This window comes from Diplocloster hominis (genome assembly GCF_032380655.1).
Lineage (GTDB): Bacteria > Bacillota > Clostridia > Lachnospirales > Lachnospiraceae > Diplocloster > Diplocloster hominis.
The window spans coordinates 300,460-317,511 of the sequence record NZ_JAWDIY010000002.1 but is presented as its reverse complement, the minus strand read 5'-3'; the positions used below and the strand labels follow the sequence as shown (position 1 = coordinate 317,511).

Here is a 17,052-nt window from a genome sequence, read left to right as displayed (position 1 = left end):
TAAGAATGGCAATATCAAAAAAGAAAATTAAATATTTATTTTTATTTTTCCCAATTATAAATATTTATTTTTATAATCAACCATTAATTAAAAGTATAAGAATTTTATATTTAATATTAATATTTACATATCTTTTTTTAGGTATCACAGTCTCCCTCATAAAAGGGAAAAAAAAGCTTACTTTCATTTCCTGCATAGTACTGTTGTTTATATTTGTCCAAAGCATCTCTACTTACCTGAACAATAGAGATTTAATATCTTATTGGGGTTCCTGTTTAGTGGTGCTAATATCAATTTTTATATTAGAACAATGTCCTAAAGAAGAATTTTACTATATGTTAGATGCAATTTGTTCTCTTTGTTTAATCTATTTATTTATAAACGCACTTTTGATTTTGGTGAATCCACAAGGATTTCTCACAATTACAAATGGTTTTGGATGGTCGGATCATATCTATTTTTTAGGGCAGACTTATAATTACTATTTGCTAATTTTATTAGCTTATTTTTTATCTTTTATAATGGCTCATTTATATCACAAAAAGTTATATATAAAAATGGCTAATGTATTACTCGTCTTATATATTTTCTACGGAATATTTATGTTTGACGACCGGGATATGACCTCTGTTGTTGTGCTCATGTTAATACTAGTATTTTATTATCTCGACCGAATACATGTATTAAATAAATTAAGAATTAATTCTTATGTTGTTATGGGAATCAGCATTGTGATATATTTTACTGTCACAGTAACAAATTCTTTATTAAACAGCTCCATCGTATCTTTTATTGTTGAGAATATCCTGCATAAAAGTATTACATTTTCTGGCAGGACCTATATATGGACTATTACTATGAGTAATATATTAAAATCACCAGTGTGGGGGTATGGTGTGGGTGCAATGGTTACAAGATATACGAATAGCGTCCTTATAAGTGAACACAATCAAATATTACATATATTAGTTGAAGGCGGTATCATTTCGCTTAGTGTGTTTTTATTATTAATAGTAACATATTGTCATAATCTAATTAAAATAAATGATCAAAATCTAAATAATTTTTCGATCGTTATATTTGTTTTATTTATGCTAACCTTTTTGTTTTATTCATACGGCATGGCCAGCTGTTGGTCTTTTTATTTTTTCCTGGTTTTATGCGGACACTTAATAAAAATGAAATCACAGGATTTTGTTAGGAAAGGAACAGACAACTAGTGAATTATAATAGTATCAGTAAAAAACAGACAGGCTTGAATTTGATGAGCAATACCGTTTCATATTCAGCTAATCTTATCATCTCTTTTCTTTTAACACCATTTTTAATTAACGCTTTAGGAAGAGAAACTTATAGTTTTTATCCGGTAGCAAATACGATCGTGAGCTATATGTCCATTCTAACTAACGCAATGAATTCGATGGCCAGCAGATTTGTAACTGTATCACTGGTTAAAGGGGATGATTTAGAAGCCAACAAATATTACTCATCCGTTTTAATATCAGATCTTATAATAAGTATCATTTTGTTGGTGCCAATGTTTTTGTTTGTATTTTTTATAGATGCTTTTATGGATATACCGATTAACTCTTTAGCAGCTATAAAAAGTTTATTTATTTTAGTGTTTTCATCAGCATTAATTAATATTCTTGCAACAGTATTTGGAATAGCCACTTTTGCTAAAAATCGAATTGATTTAAGATCTATTCGAGAACTAATTTTAGCAGGGTTGAAATTAGTTCTTTTTTTTGTTTTGTACAAATTTTTTATTCCATCTATTATTTATATTGGAATAGTCGCTCTGGCGATCTCCAGCTTAAATATTCTGATACAAATTAAATATACGAAAATGCTTTTACCTGAAATTAAAATTTCTAAAAACTATTTTTCCTGGAAACACATAAAAATTTTATTTACTTCCAGTATCTGGAATGCAATAAATACATTAGGCAATAACCTAATAGTAGGCATGTCGATTATACTTGCTAATATATACTATGGGGCGGGGGCCTCCGGAACATATTCAATTGCGAATACCATACCACAGTTTATAAATGGTGTTATTACAATGTTGATTGGTGTTTTTTTCCCAGTAATTACGTACAAATATGCATTGAATGATAGAAATGGATTAATAAAAGAAATTATTAATTCACAAAAACTGGTTGGAATTTTAGGTTGTACCATAATTTCGGTATTTATAGCTTTATCCTCAAATTTTTTCACATTATGGACTCCTGGTGAAGATCCCTATTATTTATCAACGTTATCACTAATCTCTATTTTGCCGCATTTTTTTATTACATGTACTTGGACCCTCGTGAATTTAAATGTTGTAATGAATAAAGTGAAAGTACCTGCTATTGTTACTATGTCATTGGGTATTTTAAATATCATAATTGTCTTTCTGGTAAATTACTTATTTAAACCGGATTTAATCTCACTGCCTTTTATAAGTTCAAGCATACAAATAATATCAGTTGGTCTTTTTATACCATTATACGCTTGCAAAAATCTAAAACTGAAATGGTATACATTTTATCCTACCGTTATTAAATCAATCCTATGCTCCTTAATTATTATATGTTTTCTATCCTATTTTAAAGAGTTTTTTGTCATAAAATCATGGTTTGCGTTAATCATATTCGCAGCTATCTCAGGTTGTATTGCTCTTTGTTTCATTTCATTAATAGTACTTGGGCCACTCAATATTTTTAAATTATTAAATAATTTAATTACTCGATTTTCAAAACATAAATGATTCAACCATGGAAATTCAAATATGCAAAGCAGGTGGATAATGAAAACTGAAAAATCAAACTTAAGCATAGTATCAGGAGATTATTTTAATAAAGCATACCATCTTAGTAACTATTTGATTGAAGAAACGATAAATAATCAGACTTTACCGGTAGCTGTTATATATTTTTCCTCAAGCGCTATATATTATCCTAATACAATCGACGCATTTAAAAAAGCATTTATTGATAGTGAAAATAAATTCGAATTTTATAAGTCTGATTTAAAAATAAAAGCTGATAAAAATATCTATATTCGGGATATAGCAAAGCAATTTTATATAACAGGTATTAACCATACTCTACCCAGCATGGACGCTGTATTAAGTTTTTTAAAAAAAGAAACGGATGGTTATGAGTTATATACCGTAGGATCTTCCGCAGGTGCTTATGCCGCTACATTAGCAGGAAGTATTTTGGGTGCAAAGTTAATTTATTGTTTTTCAGGATACTTTAATTTAAATGTTGTGGATTCTCAAACTTGGTTTTATATTGATAAGTTTAAAAATGATAAAAATAGATGTAAATATTATAATCTGATTGAGTATGTGAAAAACAGCTCATCTTATATTTTATATTTTTATCCCGGACGATTACCAAATGATGTTGAACAAAGTAAATATGTAAAAAATATAGATAATGTAATATCTGTTAAAATGTTTTCTAAAGTGCATGGTATGTGTTGTTCCCGAAGCGCTGTCAAATGTCTCATGAATATGGATTCAGATAAAGTGATTCGCATAATGAAAGATTTTAGTGCGAAATATTCCAATCAGGAGATTAAATGTTCTACGATTCTAAAATATTTATACAATAAAAAATGGTTTTTATATTATATGAAGGATATCGTTGACAAATATCTAAAACAAATAAAACGAATCTCGAAAAAATTATCATCTATCTGGTAAAAAAGACTTTAATGCGAGGTATGAAGATGAAAAGAAAACTTTTGATTTTTTTGTATTATGGCTTCGCCAGGAATCTGCCTTATCAACCGCTTCCGGGATACAAATTTGGGAACCGTCTGAGAAGTTGGATTTGCAGCCGGTTATTTAAATCTGCTGGAAAAAACATAGTTATTAAACATGGCGCATATTTTGGAGACGGCCGCAATGTTATTATGGGTAATTTCTCACAGTTGGGAATTAACTGTAAGATCGAAAACGATTTGGTTATGGGAGATTATGTCATTATGGGACCAGATGTTGTGATTTATTCGTCTATGCATGCTTATGATAAAACGGATACACCAATTATGCTACAGGGTGTAACAAAAAGTAATCCCGTCATAATTGGAAATGACGTATGGATTGGAATTAGATGTGTAATTATGCCAGGCGTGAAAATTGGTGATCATGTAATTATAGGTTCCGGCGCAGTAGTAACAAAAAACATTCCCGATTATGCCGTAGCAGGAGGAGTACCTGCTAAAATAATACACTTTCGAAATTCTGAAGAAACCAGGAACCAAAGCAATTGAAGGTGCTATAAAAAATGCCTCAAGGTATTGCGGATTTTGAGGCATTCTGTAAGAAAGCTCTTTAGTTTAGTATACGAAAGGCGTGACACAGGTAGCTATGTCGGCGCTCATTTTTACCGGTAATGATTTTAATAGAGTATTTTATAAAATGCCTATTTCACACGGCATAGGATAAGCGCCTATTCTTTTCCCGAATGTGTCCGCGATTTCATTATCTTCAACAAATACGATCTTTTTACCTGCCCTGTACGCATGCTCTAATTCAAAGGTTGTCGATACTCCGATATAATTATCATAATTACATGCGATAACAAAGTCACACTTATCAATCGCTTTTAAATGTAATTCTTCTACCGCCCATGTATTGTGATTCACAATAATATCATTTTTAAATAACACAAAGTCGTTTTCAGAACCAATTACCTCTGTACTCCGCGGACTTAAAACGGAGATATCATTCCGGTTTAGTTTTCGGATTAGATGATCTATTTGCCTCAAATGCTTGTTGAAGCTGCCGCAGATAACCACATGATTCGCTTCCTGAACATGAACACCGTCGATCAAATTAGAATCTGACGGAATGACAGTTTTAACTTTATAATATTGAAGGATCGCTTGCGCAAGTGCAGAACATGCTCTTGCGCCACCCATCCATTCCGGATTCTGCGGCATCATATTTTTAAGCTCGGTCATTGAAATTTCTGAAAATATAGCCTTATTTCGTTGAAAGTAATCGCTTGTGTGAATCATATACGGATGAACAGAATCTTCTATTATGGTGTTGGATATTAAGTTATAATCTGCACATTTCATATAAGACAATTCCCCACCTGTATATATTGCAATATTATAATCTATATTACTTGGAGGCAATTGGCTTTTCATATCTTCAAGTATATCTTTTACAACTGAGTCAACGGAATACTCACTATAAGTATCATTTATTCCAGGGTATTTTTTTAGTACTGTACCTACCCCAATCGTGAGTTTTTTAGGCTCATCTATCATCGTACCGTTTTCATACAGCAAAATTTCCGTTGTTTTCCCACCGATATTTATAACGATCATCCTGCCAATATTTTTACATGATTTATGAATCCATGCCCTCTCCAAATAGAACGCTTCCAAATCATGAGAAATAATATTAAAATATAGACCTGTCCGGGCAAAAAAATCTTCAACGAATAATTTTTTATTTATGATGTCGCGGAAAATACCGGTCGCATAAAGCTTCGTATTTCTGTTTGTTAAAAAATATTTTTTACTCAAGTAATTGAAATAATCAATTAATTCAGCTTTTTTACAAGCTGACAGCCCGTATTCAGTAAAACCTTCCTTGAATCCGATGGTCTTTTGTTCCATTAGCATTATTTTCTTATTTTCCTGTTTATAAAACTTGACAGTTGATGAGCCTATATCTATTAAGTATTTATTCATAGAAAAATCCTCCAACTTAATCTTCATTACCTTGTAAAAATCTCATTAAATTCCACCATTCCTCGTGCGGAATGTACTCTAACCGTTCGACATTATCCGGTTCTCTCCAAAATGCAATTGGCTTATTTAATAAATATGCCCCATATATTTCTCGGCCGGTTTGATCACCGATATAACCATCCTTATTGCTGATAAAAAGCAAATCACATTCTCTTATGGCACCCGCATGCCTTACATCGGTCGCAAGGGTTTGTTTTGACAGTTTTCCGTTCACGATTCGCGGGCTTAGCACTGTAGCCCCCATTTCTGTCATAAGCTTATGGGCTTCTATCATATATTTTGCCCTATCCCCTTTGGAGCTTCCGCTAATGGCTACATTAAATATGTATGCATTCAAACTCCCGTGAATACTTAATTCATCAGATGGTATGATTGTTTCCGTAGCGATACATTCAAAGATTGTTTCCAAAATAATATGGCCATTTTTAAAACCGTATAGTCGATTGGCGATTGATTTTTCAGAAGTTGCTGTATCCACCTCATTCCTATAATCTATACTGAATAAAAATTCTCGGTTAGCCTTTTTGTAATCTTCAAAGGTTATACAATCACATCCGCCTTCAAACTTTAATGGATATCCCAGATTCCGCATGAATTTCAGTTCATCTTTAATAATTACCACATTTTTCGCTTTGACGCGTCCGATCTCATCGATTAGATGATCCTTAATAAATGTCTTAATTTTCAAAATAGCTGATTCATTCCAAATTTCTGGAATAGCGTGTTTCGATACATAGTCCGATACATCTTTTAGTGTAAATTTTAAATTATACATATCGAATTTATTTCCATGTTTCACCAAAATGTATATAAATTGGGAACCGATATTTACAATCGCCGTGCCATTCTCAAGTTTTTTAAAAAGTCGTCTTAGATTTTCCTCGGTTTGTTTTTGGGATAATATATTAAAATACAAATTCGTTTCATTATAAAAATCCATAATAAACTCGTTTCTTTTTGCATCATTTATAAAAACTTCCGAAAAACATGCATCTGCAAATGTTTTTAAAAAAATCTGGTTATGATTTTTGTTTATGGATGGAAGAATCTCATTTCTTACATGTTCTATGATACCCTTTAAATATTTAGGGCTTTTGGGGTTAGATTCATCATAGCTTATAACCTTACATTCTTTTAAAACCCTTTCCCCCCTCAATACTTTAAATAATCTGCATGTGGTAATACCAAAGTTAATAAAATACCCAATAATATTTTCACGGTTATTTGTTTCCTCAAGATCTGCAGAACTATTATGACTGCTTTTTGTGTCTAATTTAGGAATTTTCTCAAATGCTTCCGGGCTGGTAAATATATGATTCAGAAACGAAACAGCGGATTCCGCCGCAATCATTTGATTCTGATTTTTATTCTCTGATTTTGTTCCATCAGCCCAGTCACATATAGCCTTTACAATAATCCATTCGTGTATATTTCTATTCCGGCAGGCACCATAAGCTCCCCGCCCCTCCATTTCCCCGCCAATGGCGCGGGGATACCTTTCAATGAGTTTCTCTTTAAAATTTCTATCGTCTACCACCTTATCTCCAGACAATATTATGCCGAACTCATAATTCGCTTTTCTTCCATTTATGTCAAATTTCCATGTTTTTGCATAATATTTGAAAGCTGATAGTAATTGTCTGCCGCTTTCGGCAACAAAACCATCCGATAAAACTTTTCCTTCTTTCATTTTTCCGCTTTCATAATCTGCAACCTTCTCTGAAATCAATACATCTCCAATTTTTTGACCCTTCGGACTATCCCTGAATTCCTTTCCGAATGCTATTCCCACAAGTATCACGGCGTCAGGGTGAAAGCTGTTTATCGCGGATACGATTGCTAATTGCGATGCATCTGAACCGACAGAACCTTGATCAGTTAGTTCAAAATGAACAATATCATAATGCCCGTATTTACCAATATTATAAAAAGCAGCATCGTTTGGATCATCAGACCGATCCGTTTTATATGTAAAGTCAGTATCATTCAGCAATGCTTTTGTTTCATTTTCATTAGCAGTTACTAATAACAAACGAATCCCTTTTCCCATATTCTACCTTCTCCATCCTACTGTATTTCTAAGAACTTCCGTTCCTCCCTTACCCCTGCATCCAGCACCAACCTCCCGGCAGAATGCGCAGGCCATTTCCGTTACCAGTTCACGGACAATGATGACGCCTTTCAATCGGGCCTACCGGACAAAGTCTTATTCCAGGTCGTAGGCGATGAGTCCTATGGACATTCCGCTACCCGATGCTCATTTCTAATATCGCTCAAAGTAACCTCTGTCCAACTCATCCACTCGGTCAACTACAATATTTTTCCGTATTACAAAACATTACCGGAATATTTACATTATTCTTTTAAACATATTATAACAAATACAATGATCACTGTATACCGTACATTGAAAATAGGCAATAGGATCAATAGTTTGAATATGAAACCTGGCGCTACTATTTTATATTCAATACGTACCTTGAATTCTTCCCCTTACCTTCCACTTTCAATTGTCCTCGTTCCACGAGCTGTTTCAAGATACGAAATGCTTTCGTTGATTTCGATCCCAGCAATTCTTCTGCAATCTTACGCGTAACATATCCCTTATTTCCTACATATTCAAGAAGAATCTGTTCACATGTGTAGGGTAATAATATTTCTCTGGGCTCTGTCTTAGTCTCTTCCTTTACGGATATGCTGGTCTCATTTTGGTTAGGCAAGGTTACCCGAAAAGCTCCCGGGGCCGTCTCAAATTTGGGTTTTTCCGTCCGATCATCATATAGACGCTGTATTTTCCCTATTCCAGTTCCGTAGCTTTCTATTAAGCGCATACGGTAGAAAACCGCCGCCAGGTCCGGATTCCTGGACTGGGATACCCCCATAAAAATCGCTTCCATAACAAGGCCAGGTACCAAACCGCCTAACGACACAAATTCCATACGATCATCGTAAATATGAATGAGCGAACTACCGCTGAAGGAATAATCCCTGTGAACAATACAGTTCAGCAAGGCCTCTCTGACCGCCTCCTCCGGATAATCCCGCGTATCAATTCTGTTCAGTCCAAAAAAAGTTGCTTTTGTCTTATTATATAAATTTATTAATTGATAGACCTCTTCCAGCTGTTGGAGCAAAGATCCAGTAAATTCCTTTCGGTCACGAAAAACCGCTTTGTCTGTTCCCTGGAAAACGGCCACTTTTATGGTGTGTTCACACTGGTCCGACAATAATAAAGCCAGATTCGTATAGAGTCCATCCTCTCCTATCATTCGCAGCGTCCGCATCTGGGCCGGGCCGGATTCCAGATTTCTTTCCCTCATTTCACGTTCAAATGAAAAGAATGTTAATTCTTGTATGAGGCTGCGTCCTCTCTCGAAAGACTTCCCGCTGGTCTGAACGATCATTTCGCGTATCCCCTCATCGCTTAGAGGTTGGGATGCACTCCCTCTGCGCACATATACACCGGCCGGTTTCAGGCCTTTGCTCTGCAGATAATAGGGCCTACCGGTTCCGGTCTGTACAGATATTTCAATAATTGGTTTTTGTTCTTTTTCAATTGTTTTGATCTGTACAAATGGCATGATATCCGGTCTGATACTGTCACGCAGCGCATTCGCCACTTGTAACATGACATGGTCAGGGTCTTCTACTCCTGCAATGGTCCCATCTTTACGTATTCCAACATATACCGTGCCGCCGGATGTATTCGCAAATGCAATAACCTCCTTTTTGATATCATCTACATAAATTTCTTTGAATTCAATATCCAGATTTTCATATGCTTTCATTGCAGCTCCTCCCTAATTATTATATTTAAATTTCTAACGCGTTCTTTCTCACTCATTCTAACTTTTTCTTTCCTCTCTTTGACAATATATCAAAAAGAGAGAATAGTCAAGGGGCTATCACAGTAAATGCCTTCTCCAGATTATCCGCGAGAAGGCATTACGCAAATATTTAATGAGAATACAACCTATAGAAAGCAAGCCGGAGTCTCATAACTTTATTGTATTAACTTTTTAGTACGAACGCTTCTATCGCCTGATCTACTTTTTCACGAATAAGGGATCTAAGCTGCCGGTCAGCCAGTTTTTTTCCCGTAACGATAAGCAGATCAATATCCCATCCGCAATACGACATGGAGCCCTCTTTTGTATCGATCCGGCAGAGGCAGTTCATTAATAGATACACTGTTTTGTGTTGCTTCCGCTTCGTTGATTAAAATCGTGATCAGCTCCTTTTTCTATATCTTTTCTATGATTTTATTACAAATACGAATCGTCTGCCATACTTATCCGCAATTATTATGCCTTCCTATTTTACTTCATCAATTCATATGGCGTTAATGCAAAAAAACATTTTCACCTTAATTGGAATGATATTTGTAGAAAGTAAAATGCCTTCTCCAGGGGAATTAGCGAGAAGGCATTACGCAAAGATTAATAGATTAAGGTATCTGTTATTGTTTATATCATAAATTGATAGATTTGTATATCCCCTAAATATCGTAAAAGTTTCTAAAAGATACTATTGTGTAGTTTATATGTAAATAGTAGCAATTATTTGGACGTTAGGGCAGATTAATACCATGAACATATGTACATTCCCTATATAAAGATCCACTTTTATGGTAATCAGATAATTTTATCAACATTCTCTCATTCTCCAAAAGATCTTATAAGGCAAAAGGTTATTCAGTGCTATGCACTAGAATTACGAACAGCAGGAAGACACAATGTTGCAGATGAAAAAAAGACTTTTAATATATGCACATTATTATGTGCCTGATACAGCATCCACAGGCCAGTTACTTAAAGAACTGGCTGAGGGAATGCTGGATACCTTTGATATTACGGTTATTTGTGTAGTGCCGAGTTACTTAGGTGTGATCGAAGAAAAATACAAAACTCATAAATTCTATAAAGAAAATATAAACGGTGTAGATGTGATACGTATCCGAGTGCCGGAGTTTCGTAAATCAAATAAGTTCAGCCGTATTAAGAATATTATTTCATATTTCTTTGGAGCTGTTAATGCCACTTTCAAGGTCGGAAAGCAAGATTACATACTCTCAATATCTCAGCCACCTATTCTCGGCGGTTTGATTGGCGTTTGGGGCAAGTGGCTTAAGCACGCCAAGTATATCTATAATATACAGGACTTCAATCCAGAACAGGTTTTAGCAGTTGGCTTCAGCAAGAATAGGATAATAACAAACTTCATGATGTGGCTTGATAAATTCAGCTGTAGAAGTAGCGACTTGGTTATAACAGTGGGACGGGATTTGATAGACACATTAAATGGTCGATTCAAAAAGAATCCGCCAATGTCTGTCCTGATCAACAACTGGATAGATGAAAAGGAAATCTATCCGCTGGAAACGAGCCACAAGAATGTAGAAGCCTTTAAGGAAAAATATTCTCTGGATGGTAAATTTGTTATTATGTATAGCGGTAATCTAGGGTTGTACTATGATCTTGAAAATTTAATGAAGGTCATTAAGAAATTCAAACCTGGAACTAAGGCTGCCGATGGCAGAGATGTTGTTTTTTCTTTTATTGGCGCTGGTGCGGTATTAGAGAGCCTTGTAGCATATAAAGAATCGAATCATATGGATAACGTAGTGTTTATTCCATACCAGGAAAAGGCCAATCTAATTTACGCTCTGAACGCTGGAGATGTCCATTGGTGTGTGAATGCAAAAGGGATTAAAGGTGTTTCCTGCCCCAGTAAATATTATGGTGTGGCCGCAGTAGGTAAACCGGTACTTGGAGTTCTTGCGAATGGGTCCGAGGTAAGATGTCTTATCGAAGCGTCAGACAGTGGACTTTGCTGTGAACCAGGAGAATACGAGAAAATTACAGAGAACATTCAATGGTTTATTGATAAGGCTGACCGCGATGAATTGAAGGCTATGGGCATGAGAGGTTATAAGTATCTGATCGAACATCTGACGAAAGAGAAATCGATATCCAGATATGTTGAGGAGATTTTGAAGTTATAGAGGAGAACATAGGGATGAACAGTAACTGGTTCAAAGCAGTGATGAAGTTAACAAGGGTTAAATACGGAAAAAACCTGTTACTAAAGGGAATGCCTGTTATCTTTAATAAGGCTGGGGCAAAAATCAGCATAGGTGATAACGTTACTGTTAAAAGCAGTTTCCTATCTAATCTTGTGGGCCTTTATAGCCGAACAATTATTGTGACAAGAGTCCCAGGCGCAGTTATTGAAATAGGTGATAATGTAGGAATTTCCGGTGTGACTATTTATGCGCGAAAAGGAATTTATATAGGAGAAAATACTGCGATTGGTGGTAACTGTAAGATTATTGATAACGACTTTCATCCCATTGACGCGGAGGATCGGTTAAAATTATTACAGGATGTTAATGGTGGTGATAGTGACTTGATTCCGTGCAAAGAAATTCATATCGGCCGCAACTGTTTTCTTGGATGCAATAGTATTATTCTGAAAGGTACCATCATAGGCGATGGATGTGTAGTAGGCGCTGGTACTGTAGTTGCCGGGAAATTTGAAGATAATTGTGTGATTGCTGGAAACCCAGCAAGAGTGATTAGAAAGATCTGAGGTAACAAATACAATGCAGCTACTATGGATTGGATGCCTTGAAAGCGACGAAGAGTTTATGAATAAGGTAAAAAAGGGGTATGAACTTGCATCAGCACAAGTATCTCAACAAAATTTAGTGTCTGGACTGGAGCAGGTGAGCGGATTATTTTTTGACTCGATTAATGGTAGTGTATTGCCACCGTATCCTTTATATGAGGATCGTATAATCGCACCGGTTACATGGAGCCATGTAACCGGTGCCTATGACATTAGTGTAGGATACAAAAATGATCAATACATTAACCGCATCAACTGTAAAAACGCCATGCTTAAGGCGGCAGATGATTGGATTGAGAAAAGGTACAAGCAGGATGAACTGATAGTGTTTGTATATTCGATGCGTTCTGCGCCTATGGCCGCAGCCTGTAGAATCAAAAAAAAAATTGATAAGGCAAAGATTTACCTGATCGTCTCAGATCTGCCACAGTTCATGGATTTGGGACAGAGCAGGTTAAAAGCGATGTTAAAGCAGGTTGACTGGATATTTATAAAAAAAATGTTGAAAGCATTTGATGGAGCAATTCTTTATGCGTCAAAGATGGCTGAATTCCTTAAGCTTCCAGATGATAAGTGGATCTTAATGGAAGGGAGTTTTGACCCTGGTGAGAAAATGGACATTGATGAAAGGGAGAAGAAACAGAGTAAAGCCATCATGTACTCCGGTAAACTGGACAAAGAATATGGTATTCAAATGCTTGTAGATGCTTTTATGCAGATCGAAGAGGAACAGATCGAATTGTGGCTCACGGGCGGCGGAAATGCAGAATTATATATTAAACAGTGTGCCCAAAAGGACAAGAGAATAAAATTTTATGGCTTTTTACCTACACGTGCTGATGTACTTAAGAAGCAAAAAGAAGCAGCACTTCTGATAAATATGAGATTACCATCCGAACAAGCTTCAGCTTATTGCTTTCCATCGAAGCTATTTGAATATATGGTTTCCGCAGTTCCGGTTATTTCATTTAAGTTAGATGGTATACCGGAAGATTACTTAGAGTATCTGATCATTGTAGAAGATGAGACAGAAGAATGCTTAGTAAAAACAATTAAGAAGGCACTTGATATGAGTTGTGAAGAGCGGGTATCTATAGGGAAAAGAGCAAATGCCTTCATTTATAGCCAAAAAAGTAATATCGCACAGAGTAAACTCATCTGTCGGTTTGTAAATTTGTAAGAATAAGAAACAGATAGAAGGTCTTAAGAGAATATTTTTTCATTACAAAAGTATCCCAAAAGAGGTTAGTCATAATGAATAGTTCCAAAGAAACGATCAAAAGTATAGCAAAGGATTTTGTATATTTCATTTTAATTTATGTAAGTAAAATTCTTGAGCTTTTCCCTAAAAATAAAAATATATGGGTATTTGGAGCGTGGCGAGGAAAGTTATATGCAGACAATTCCAAATATATGTTTGAGTATATAAACAATATCCATCCAGATATTAATGCTATTTGGATCAGCCGAGAAAAAAAAGTAGTAAAAGAAATACGCCAAAAGGGATACAAAGCATATCATCGGAATTCGCTGATGGGAATATCGTCATGTTTGCGGGCGCAAGTAGCATTCTTTACAGAAGATCGACACGATATCAGTAGAATTCTGATATCAGGGGCAACAATTGTTCAACTATGGCATGGGATGGGAATTAAAGACATAACAAGAATCTCACCGAAAGGACGTAGTGCTGTCCAGGAAAGATATGATAGGATTGTCCATTCACATCAAGATGAATATTGGATGGTAGCTTGTGAAGAAGCTGTGAATAAGTATTCGAATGCTTTTTCACTGTCTAGGCAACAGATGTTTATTACTGGGCAGCCGAAAGACGATACTTTTATCAACGTTGCCGGTAATAAGTTTATTGAACAAATCAGAAAATCGCATTCTAACTGCTTAGTAGCCGTTTACTTGCCAACACATCGAAACTTTGGTGAAAAAGGAACGTCTAATATTCTGAGCTACGATGTCCTGAAGGAGGTAAATAATAAACTTGCCAAGAAAAATATAGTCATGATTTTTAAACCTCATGCGCACGAATTTAAAAACTATGAGGGAATAAGTGTTGATTTGCCAAATATCGTTTTTGCTACAGATTCTCAGGTATATGGAGATATATATGAGTTTTTACCTGTGTGCGATATGATGATAACTGATTACTCTGGAGTAATGCTTGGGTATCTGGCAAGCAAAAAACCAATGATATATTTCGCTTACGATTTGGATGAATACATATCATCAGATGCCGGTTTTTGTTATACATATGATGAAGTTACTGCTGGACCGATATGTAAGACATGGGATGAAGTTATTGACGCCGTGTGGCAATTGGCTCAAAAAGATCTTTACGTAAAAAAACGAGAACAGCTCCGAAAGAGATTTTGTCCTATGGCAGATGGAGAAAGCTGCAGCCGCATATTTAATAAAGTACAAGAAATAATACAGGAGAATGTTTGAATGAAAAAGTATAAAGTAGGATATACACAGGGAGTATATGATATGTTTCATGTCGGACATCTGAATTTACTCCAAAATGCTAAAGAATATTGTGATTACCTGATTGTTGGTGTTAATACGGACTCCCTTGTACAAGATTATAAGAAGAAATCCCCTGTAGTTGCTGAAAAGGATCGTCTTGCCATAGTATCAAATATTCGATGTGTCGATAAAGCCATACTGGCCACAACACTTGATAAGTTAATAATCCAGAAAGAAATTGGATTTGACGTTATTTTCATTGGAGATGACTGGAAAGGAAATCCTAGATGGGAAACGACAAAGAAGGAATTGGAAAAAATAGGTGTCGACCTTGTTTTTCTTCCTTATACACAAGGCGTCAGTAGTACATTAATGCGCAGACAGGAAAAGGATGCTGTTTATGAATAGACACGATTTTTTATTGAGGCACTCTAAAATTGATTATTTGCAGCAGTGTCTGCGTCATTTTAATGACCGCGAATTTGTAGATACCGTGAATGCTATTAACCGTGATCCAAACTTGTTATATTTTGTAGCAAATGGTAATTTGTATCCAAATAATCTGTTCTATGATATATATCTGGATTATCCATCCAAAGGTTTCTTTGCATTGTTCATTCAAACCTTAGATGCCCTGCGCTATGCCGACCGTTTTCATCTGATTCCGATCGTGACTTGGAGCAACCGCTGCCTTTACAAGTCGGAACAACCTGTAAATGGAACGGATAATCCGTTTTGTTATTATTTTGAAGCAGTCAGCGATTTTGATCGGTTAGAATTAGCTGAGGCGATGCATGTTTTAAATTATCGGGATTCTCAAAGAGCTTTTGACAAAGAGCATCCCTTTGGAGTAGTTTCGAAGACAATTATAGAAAATGACTACTACGAAGAGTACATTAGTGAAAATGCTATTATCTATAAAAAATATATAAAAATGAAGAAGTCCTTACAACAGATGCTTACAAGCTGCTTGAAAGAAATTGGATTTCAAGGCAGAGTACTGGGTGTTCATGTTCGAGCCACTGACTTTAATAAGGGCTATGTAAACCATGCACTGGCTGTCGAGCGTAGTGAATATTTGGAACATGTTATGCATGCGCTGACGAATCAGCATTTTGATCATATTTTTCTGGCCACTGACGATGTTTCTGTTGTGGAAGAGTTTCAGTTGGAATTTGGATCTAAGGTCATTTTTTGCAAGGATGTTTGCCGTTCCTCTGATGGTACGGCTGTGCATTTTGGAAATAGTGATAACAAATACAAATTAGGATTAGATGTGATTCGTGATATGTATATACTTTCATCATGTGCTGGACTGATCGGCGGCTTATCTAATGTGTGTATAATGGCACAAATAGCCAAAAGAAGTTATGGATGTGAATATGAATACTTAGATATTATTAATAAGGGATTTAATACTGTAGGCAAAACAACTTATCAGGATCATTTCAAATAATGGGAAAGATTACATATGGATGTTTATACTAAAACAGCAATGAAAATAAAGGCATTAAAACAAAAAAGAATCTTAAAGGAGCGTGTGAAAATTGGACGCTGCGTGGTGATGGATGCTGCGGTAGAATTTGAAGGTGCAAATTCATTAGCGATGGGATGTACCTTTATAAGCTCCAAACTAGGTTTTGGTTCCTATGTTGCCTCAAACTCCTTTATAAGGCATACGGAAATCGGGAGATATTGCTGTATAGGCAAAAATGTGCGTGTGGTAGACGTCACACACCCGAGTAATACCTTCGTTTCTGTGCATCCTGCATTCTACTCAGTGAATAATATATCCGGAAAATCATATATAGAAAAAGAGAAATTTCAGGAAAAACTGAAAATCAATTCAGATTCCGATAGGGCGGTAATTATAGGAAATGATGTCTGGATTGGCGATGGAGTTCAGATCATAGGTGGGCACAAAATTGGTGATGGCGCAATTGTAGCGGCAGGTGCTGTAGTGACGAAAGATGTTCGCCCTTATGCCATTGTTGGCGGCGTTCCTGCTGGAATCATCCGCTATCGATTTGATGACGATGATATTTCTTACCTTATGCAGCTGAGATGGTGGGATAAAGATCAAGATTGGATAGAGAAACATGCTGTTTATTTTGAAGATATAAAACTTCTTAGGCGATACACTGCATTATAAATTAGGAGGATGTT

At 35.6% G+C, this 17,052-nt stretch carries 15 protein-coding genes; 11 read left to right on the top strand and 4 right to left on the bottom strand.

Annotation, left to right across the window (positions count from 1 at the left end; translation table 11 throughout):
• The first annotated feature begins 5 nt into the window (after positions 1-5).
• From ABC831_RS03530 to ABC831_RS03515, 4 genes are read left to right on the top strand one after another with little or no spacing between them, the layout of a single operon-like run.
• Positions 6-1,220 (top strand): O-antigen ligase family protein, encoded by a 1,215-nt coding sequence (locus ABC831_RS03530; protein WP_343246856.1) that lies wholly within the window; start codon positions 6-8, stop codon positions 1,218-1,220.
• Complete coding sequence (locus tag ABC831_RS03525; RefSeq protein WP_343246855.1) at positions 1,220-2,761, top strand: lipopolysaccharide biosynthesis protein; 1,542 nt, start codon at positions 1,220-1,222, stop codon at positions 2,759-2,761. The genes ABC831_RS03530 and ABC831_RS03525 overlap by 1 nt, the downstream gene beginning before the upstream one ends.
• Positions 2,762-2,800: 39 nt before the next feature.
• A complete protein-coding gene (locus tag ABC831_RS03520) occupies positions 2,801-3,706 on the top strand; it encodes a hypothetical protein (RefSeq protein WP_343246854.1) in 906 nt (301 codons plus the stop codon).
• A gap of 26 nt (positions 3,707-3,732) precedes the next feature.
• A complete protein-coding gene (locus tag ABC831_RS03515) occupies positions 3,733-4,278 on the top strand; it encodes an acyltransferase (protein WP_343246853.1) in 546 nt (181 codons plus the stop codon).
• A 141-nt stretch (positions 4,279-4,419) separates the two neighbouring features.
• Here the strand turns inward: ABC831_RS03515 and ABC831_RS03510 are convergent, their stop codons facing one another.
• The 4 genes from ABC831_RS03510 to ABC831_RS03495 all read right to left on the bottom strand — a co-directional run bounded on the left by ABC831_RS03510 (position 4,420) and on the right by ABC831_RS03495 (position 9,966).
• A complete protein-coding gene (locus ABC831_RS03510; RefSeq protein ID WP_343246852.1) occupies positions 4,420-5,715 on the bottom strand; it encodes a Ppx/GppA phosphatase family protein in 1,296 nt (431 codons plus the stop codon).
• Positions 5,716-5,731: 16 nt separating this feature from the next.
• On the bottom strand, positions 5,732-7,825 hold the full coding sequence (locus ABC831_RS03505; RefSeq protein ID WP_343246851.1) for a 5'-methylthioadenosine/S-adenosylhomocysteine nucleosidase family protein: 2,094 nt from the start codon (positions 7,823-7,825) through the stop codon (positions 5,732-5,734).
• A gap of 406 nt (positions 7,826-8,231) precedes the next feature.
• Positions 8,232-9,563: an RNA-binding domain-containing protein gene (locus ABC831_RS03500; protein WP_343246850.1), complete on the bottom strand. Its 1,332-nt coding sequence runs from the start codon at positions 9,561-9,563 to the stop codon at positions 8,232-8,234.
• 223 nt (positions 9,564-9,786) lie between these two features.
• Complete coding sequence (locus ABC831_RS03495; protein WP_343246849.1) at positions 9,787-9,966, bottom strand: hypothetical protein; 180 nt, start codon at positions 9,964-9,966, stop codon at positions 9,787-9,789.
• A gap of 544 nt (positions 9,967-10,510) precedes the next feature.
• Between ABC831_RS03495 and ABC831_RS03490 the strand changes: the two genes are divergently transcribed.
• From ABC831_RS03490 to ABC831_RS26460, 7 genes are all read left to right on the top strand, one after another.
• A complete protein-coding gene (locus ABC831_RS03490) occupies positions 10,511-11,779 on the top strand; it encodes a glycosyltransferase family 4 protein (protein ID WP_343246848.1) in 1,269 nt (422 codons plus the stop codon).
• 14 nt (positions 11,780-11,793) lie between these two features.
• Positions 11,794-12,366, top strand: coding sequence for an acyltransferase (locus ABC831_RS03485; protein ID WP_343246847.1), 573 nt, complete (start codon positions 11,794-11,796; stop codon positions 12,364-12,366).
• A 13-nt stretch (positions 12,367-12,379) separates the two neighbouring features.
• Complete coding sequence (locus ABC831_RS03480; protein WP_343246846.1) at positions 12,380-13,585, top strand: glycosyltransferase; 1,206 nt, start codon at positions 12,380-12,382, stop codon at positions 13,583-13,585.
• Between the two features lie 74 nt (positions 13,586-13,659).
• Positions 13,660-14,865: a CDP-glycerol glycerophosphotransferase family protein gene (locus ABC831_RS03475; protein ID WP_343246845.1), complete on the top strand. Its 1,206-nt coding sequence runs from the start codon at positions 13,660-13,662 to the stop codon at positions 14,863-14,865.
• Positions 14,866-15,294 carry an FAD synthase family protein gene (locus ABC831_RS03470; RefSeq protein WP_343246844.1) on the top strand — a complete coding sequence of 143 codons (429 nt, stop codon included), beginning with the start codon at positions 14,866-14,868 and terminating at the stop codon, positions 15,292-15,294.
• On the top strand, positions 15,287-16,342 hold the full coding sequence (locus ABC831_RS03465) for an O-fucosyltransferase family protein (RefSeq protein ID WP_343246843.1): 1,056 nt from the start codon (positions 15,287-15,289) through the stop codon (positions 16,340-16,342). Before ABC831_RS03470 ends, ABC831_RS03465 begins: the two co-directional genes overlap by 8 nt.
• 15 nt (positions 16,343-16,357) lie before the next feature.
• A complete protein-coding gene (locus ABC831_RS26460) occupies positions 16,358-17,038 on the top strand; it encodes a CatB-related O-acetyltransferase (RefSeq protein WP_425524556.1) in 681 nt (226 codons plus the stop codon).
• Positions 17,039-17,052 lie beyond the last annotated feature (14 nt).

What these genes read in the sequence shown, in the direction of transcription:
- ABC831_RS03520 (WP_343246854.1), top strand. Translation starts at nt 2,801, where the DNA reads ATGAAAACTGAAAAATCAAACTTAAGCATAGTATCAGGAGATTATTTT.
- ABC831_RS03510 (WP_343246852.1), bottom strand. Translation starts at nt 5,715, where the DNA reads ATGAATAAATACTTAATAGATATAGGCTCATCAACTGTCAAGTTTTAT.
- ABC831_RS03490 (WP_343246848.1), top strand. Translation starts at nt 10,511, where the DNA reads ATGTTGCAGATGAAAAAAAGACTTTTAATATATGCACATTATTATGTG.
- ABC831_RS03485 (WP_343246847.1), top strand. Translation starts at nt 11,794, where the DNA reads ATGAACAGTAACTGGTTCAAAGCAGTGATGAAGTTAACAAGGGTTAAA.
- ABC831_RS26460 (WP_425524556.1), top strand. Translation starts at nt 16,358, where the DNA reads ATGGATGTTTATACTAAAACAGCAATGAAAATAAAGGCATTAAAACAA.
- ABC831_RS03470 (WP_343246844.1), top strand. Translation starts at nt 14,866, where the DNA reads ATGAAAAAGTATAAAGTAGGATATACACAGGGAGTATATGATATGTTT.
- ABC831_RS03505 (WP_343246851.1), bottom strand. Translation starts at nt 7,825, where the DNA reads ATGGGAAAAGGGATTCGTTTGTTATTAGTAACTGCTAATGAAAATGAA.
- ABC831_RS03465 (WP_343246843.1), top strand. Translation starts at nt 15,287, where the DNA reads ATGAATAGACACGATTTTTTATTGAGGCACTCTAAAATTGATTATTTG.
- ABC831_RS03500 (WP_343246850.1), bottom strand. Translation starts at nt 9,563, where the DNA reads ATGAAAGCATATGAAAATCTGGATATTGAATTCAAAGAAATTTATGTA.
- ABC831_RS03480 (WP_343246846.1), top strand. Translation starts at nt 12,380, where the DNA reads ATGCAGCTACTATGGATTGGATGCCTTGAAAGCGACGAAGAGTTTATG.
- ABC831_RS03530 (WP_343246856.1), top strand. Translation starts at nt 6, where the DNA reads ATGGCAATATCAAAAAAGAAAATTAAATATTTATTTTTATTTTTCCCA.
- ABC831_RS03475 (WP_343246845.1), top strand. Translation starts at nt 13,660, where the DNA reads ATGAATAGTTCCAAAGAAACGATCAAAAGTATAGCAAAGGATTTTGTA.
- ABC831_RS03515 (WP_343246853.1), top strand. Translation starts at nt 3,733, where the DNA reads ATGAAAAGAAAACTTTTGATTTTTTTGTATTATGGCTTCGCCAGGAAT.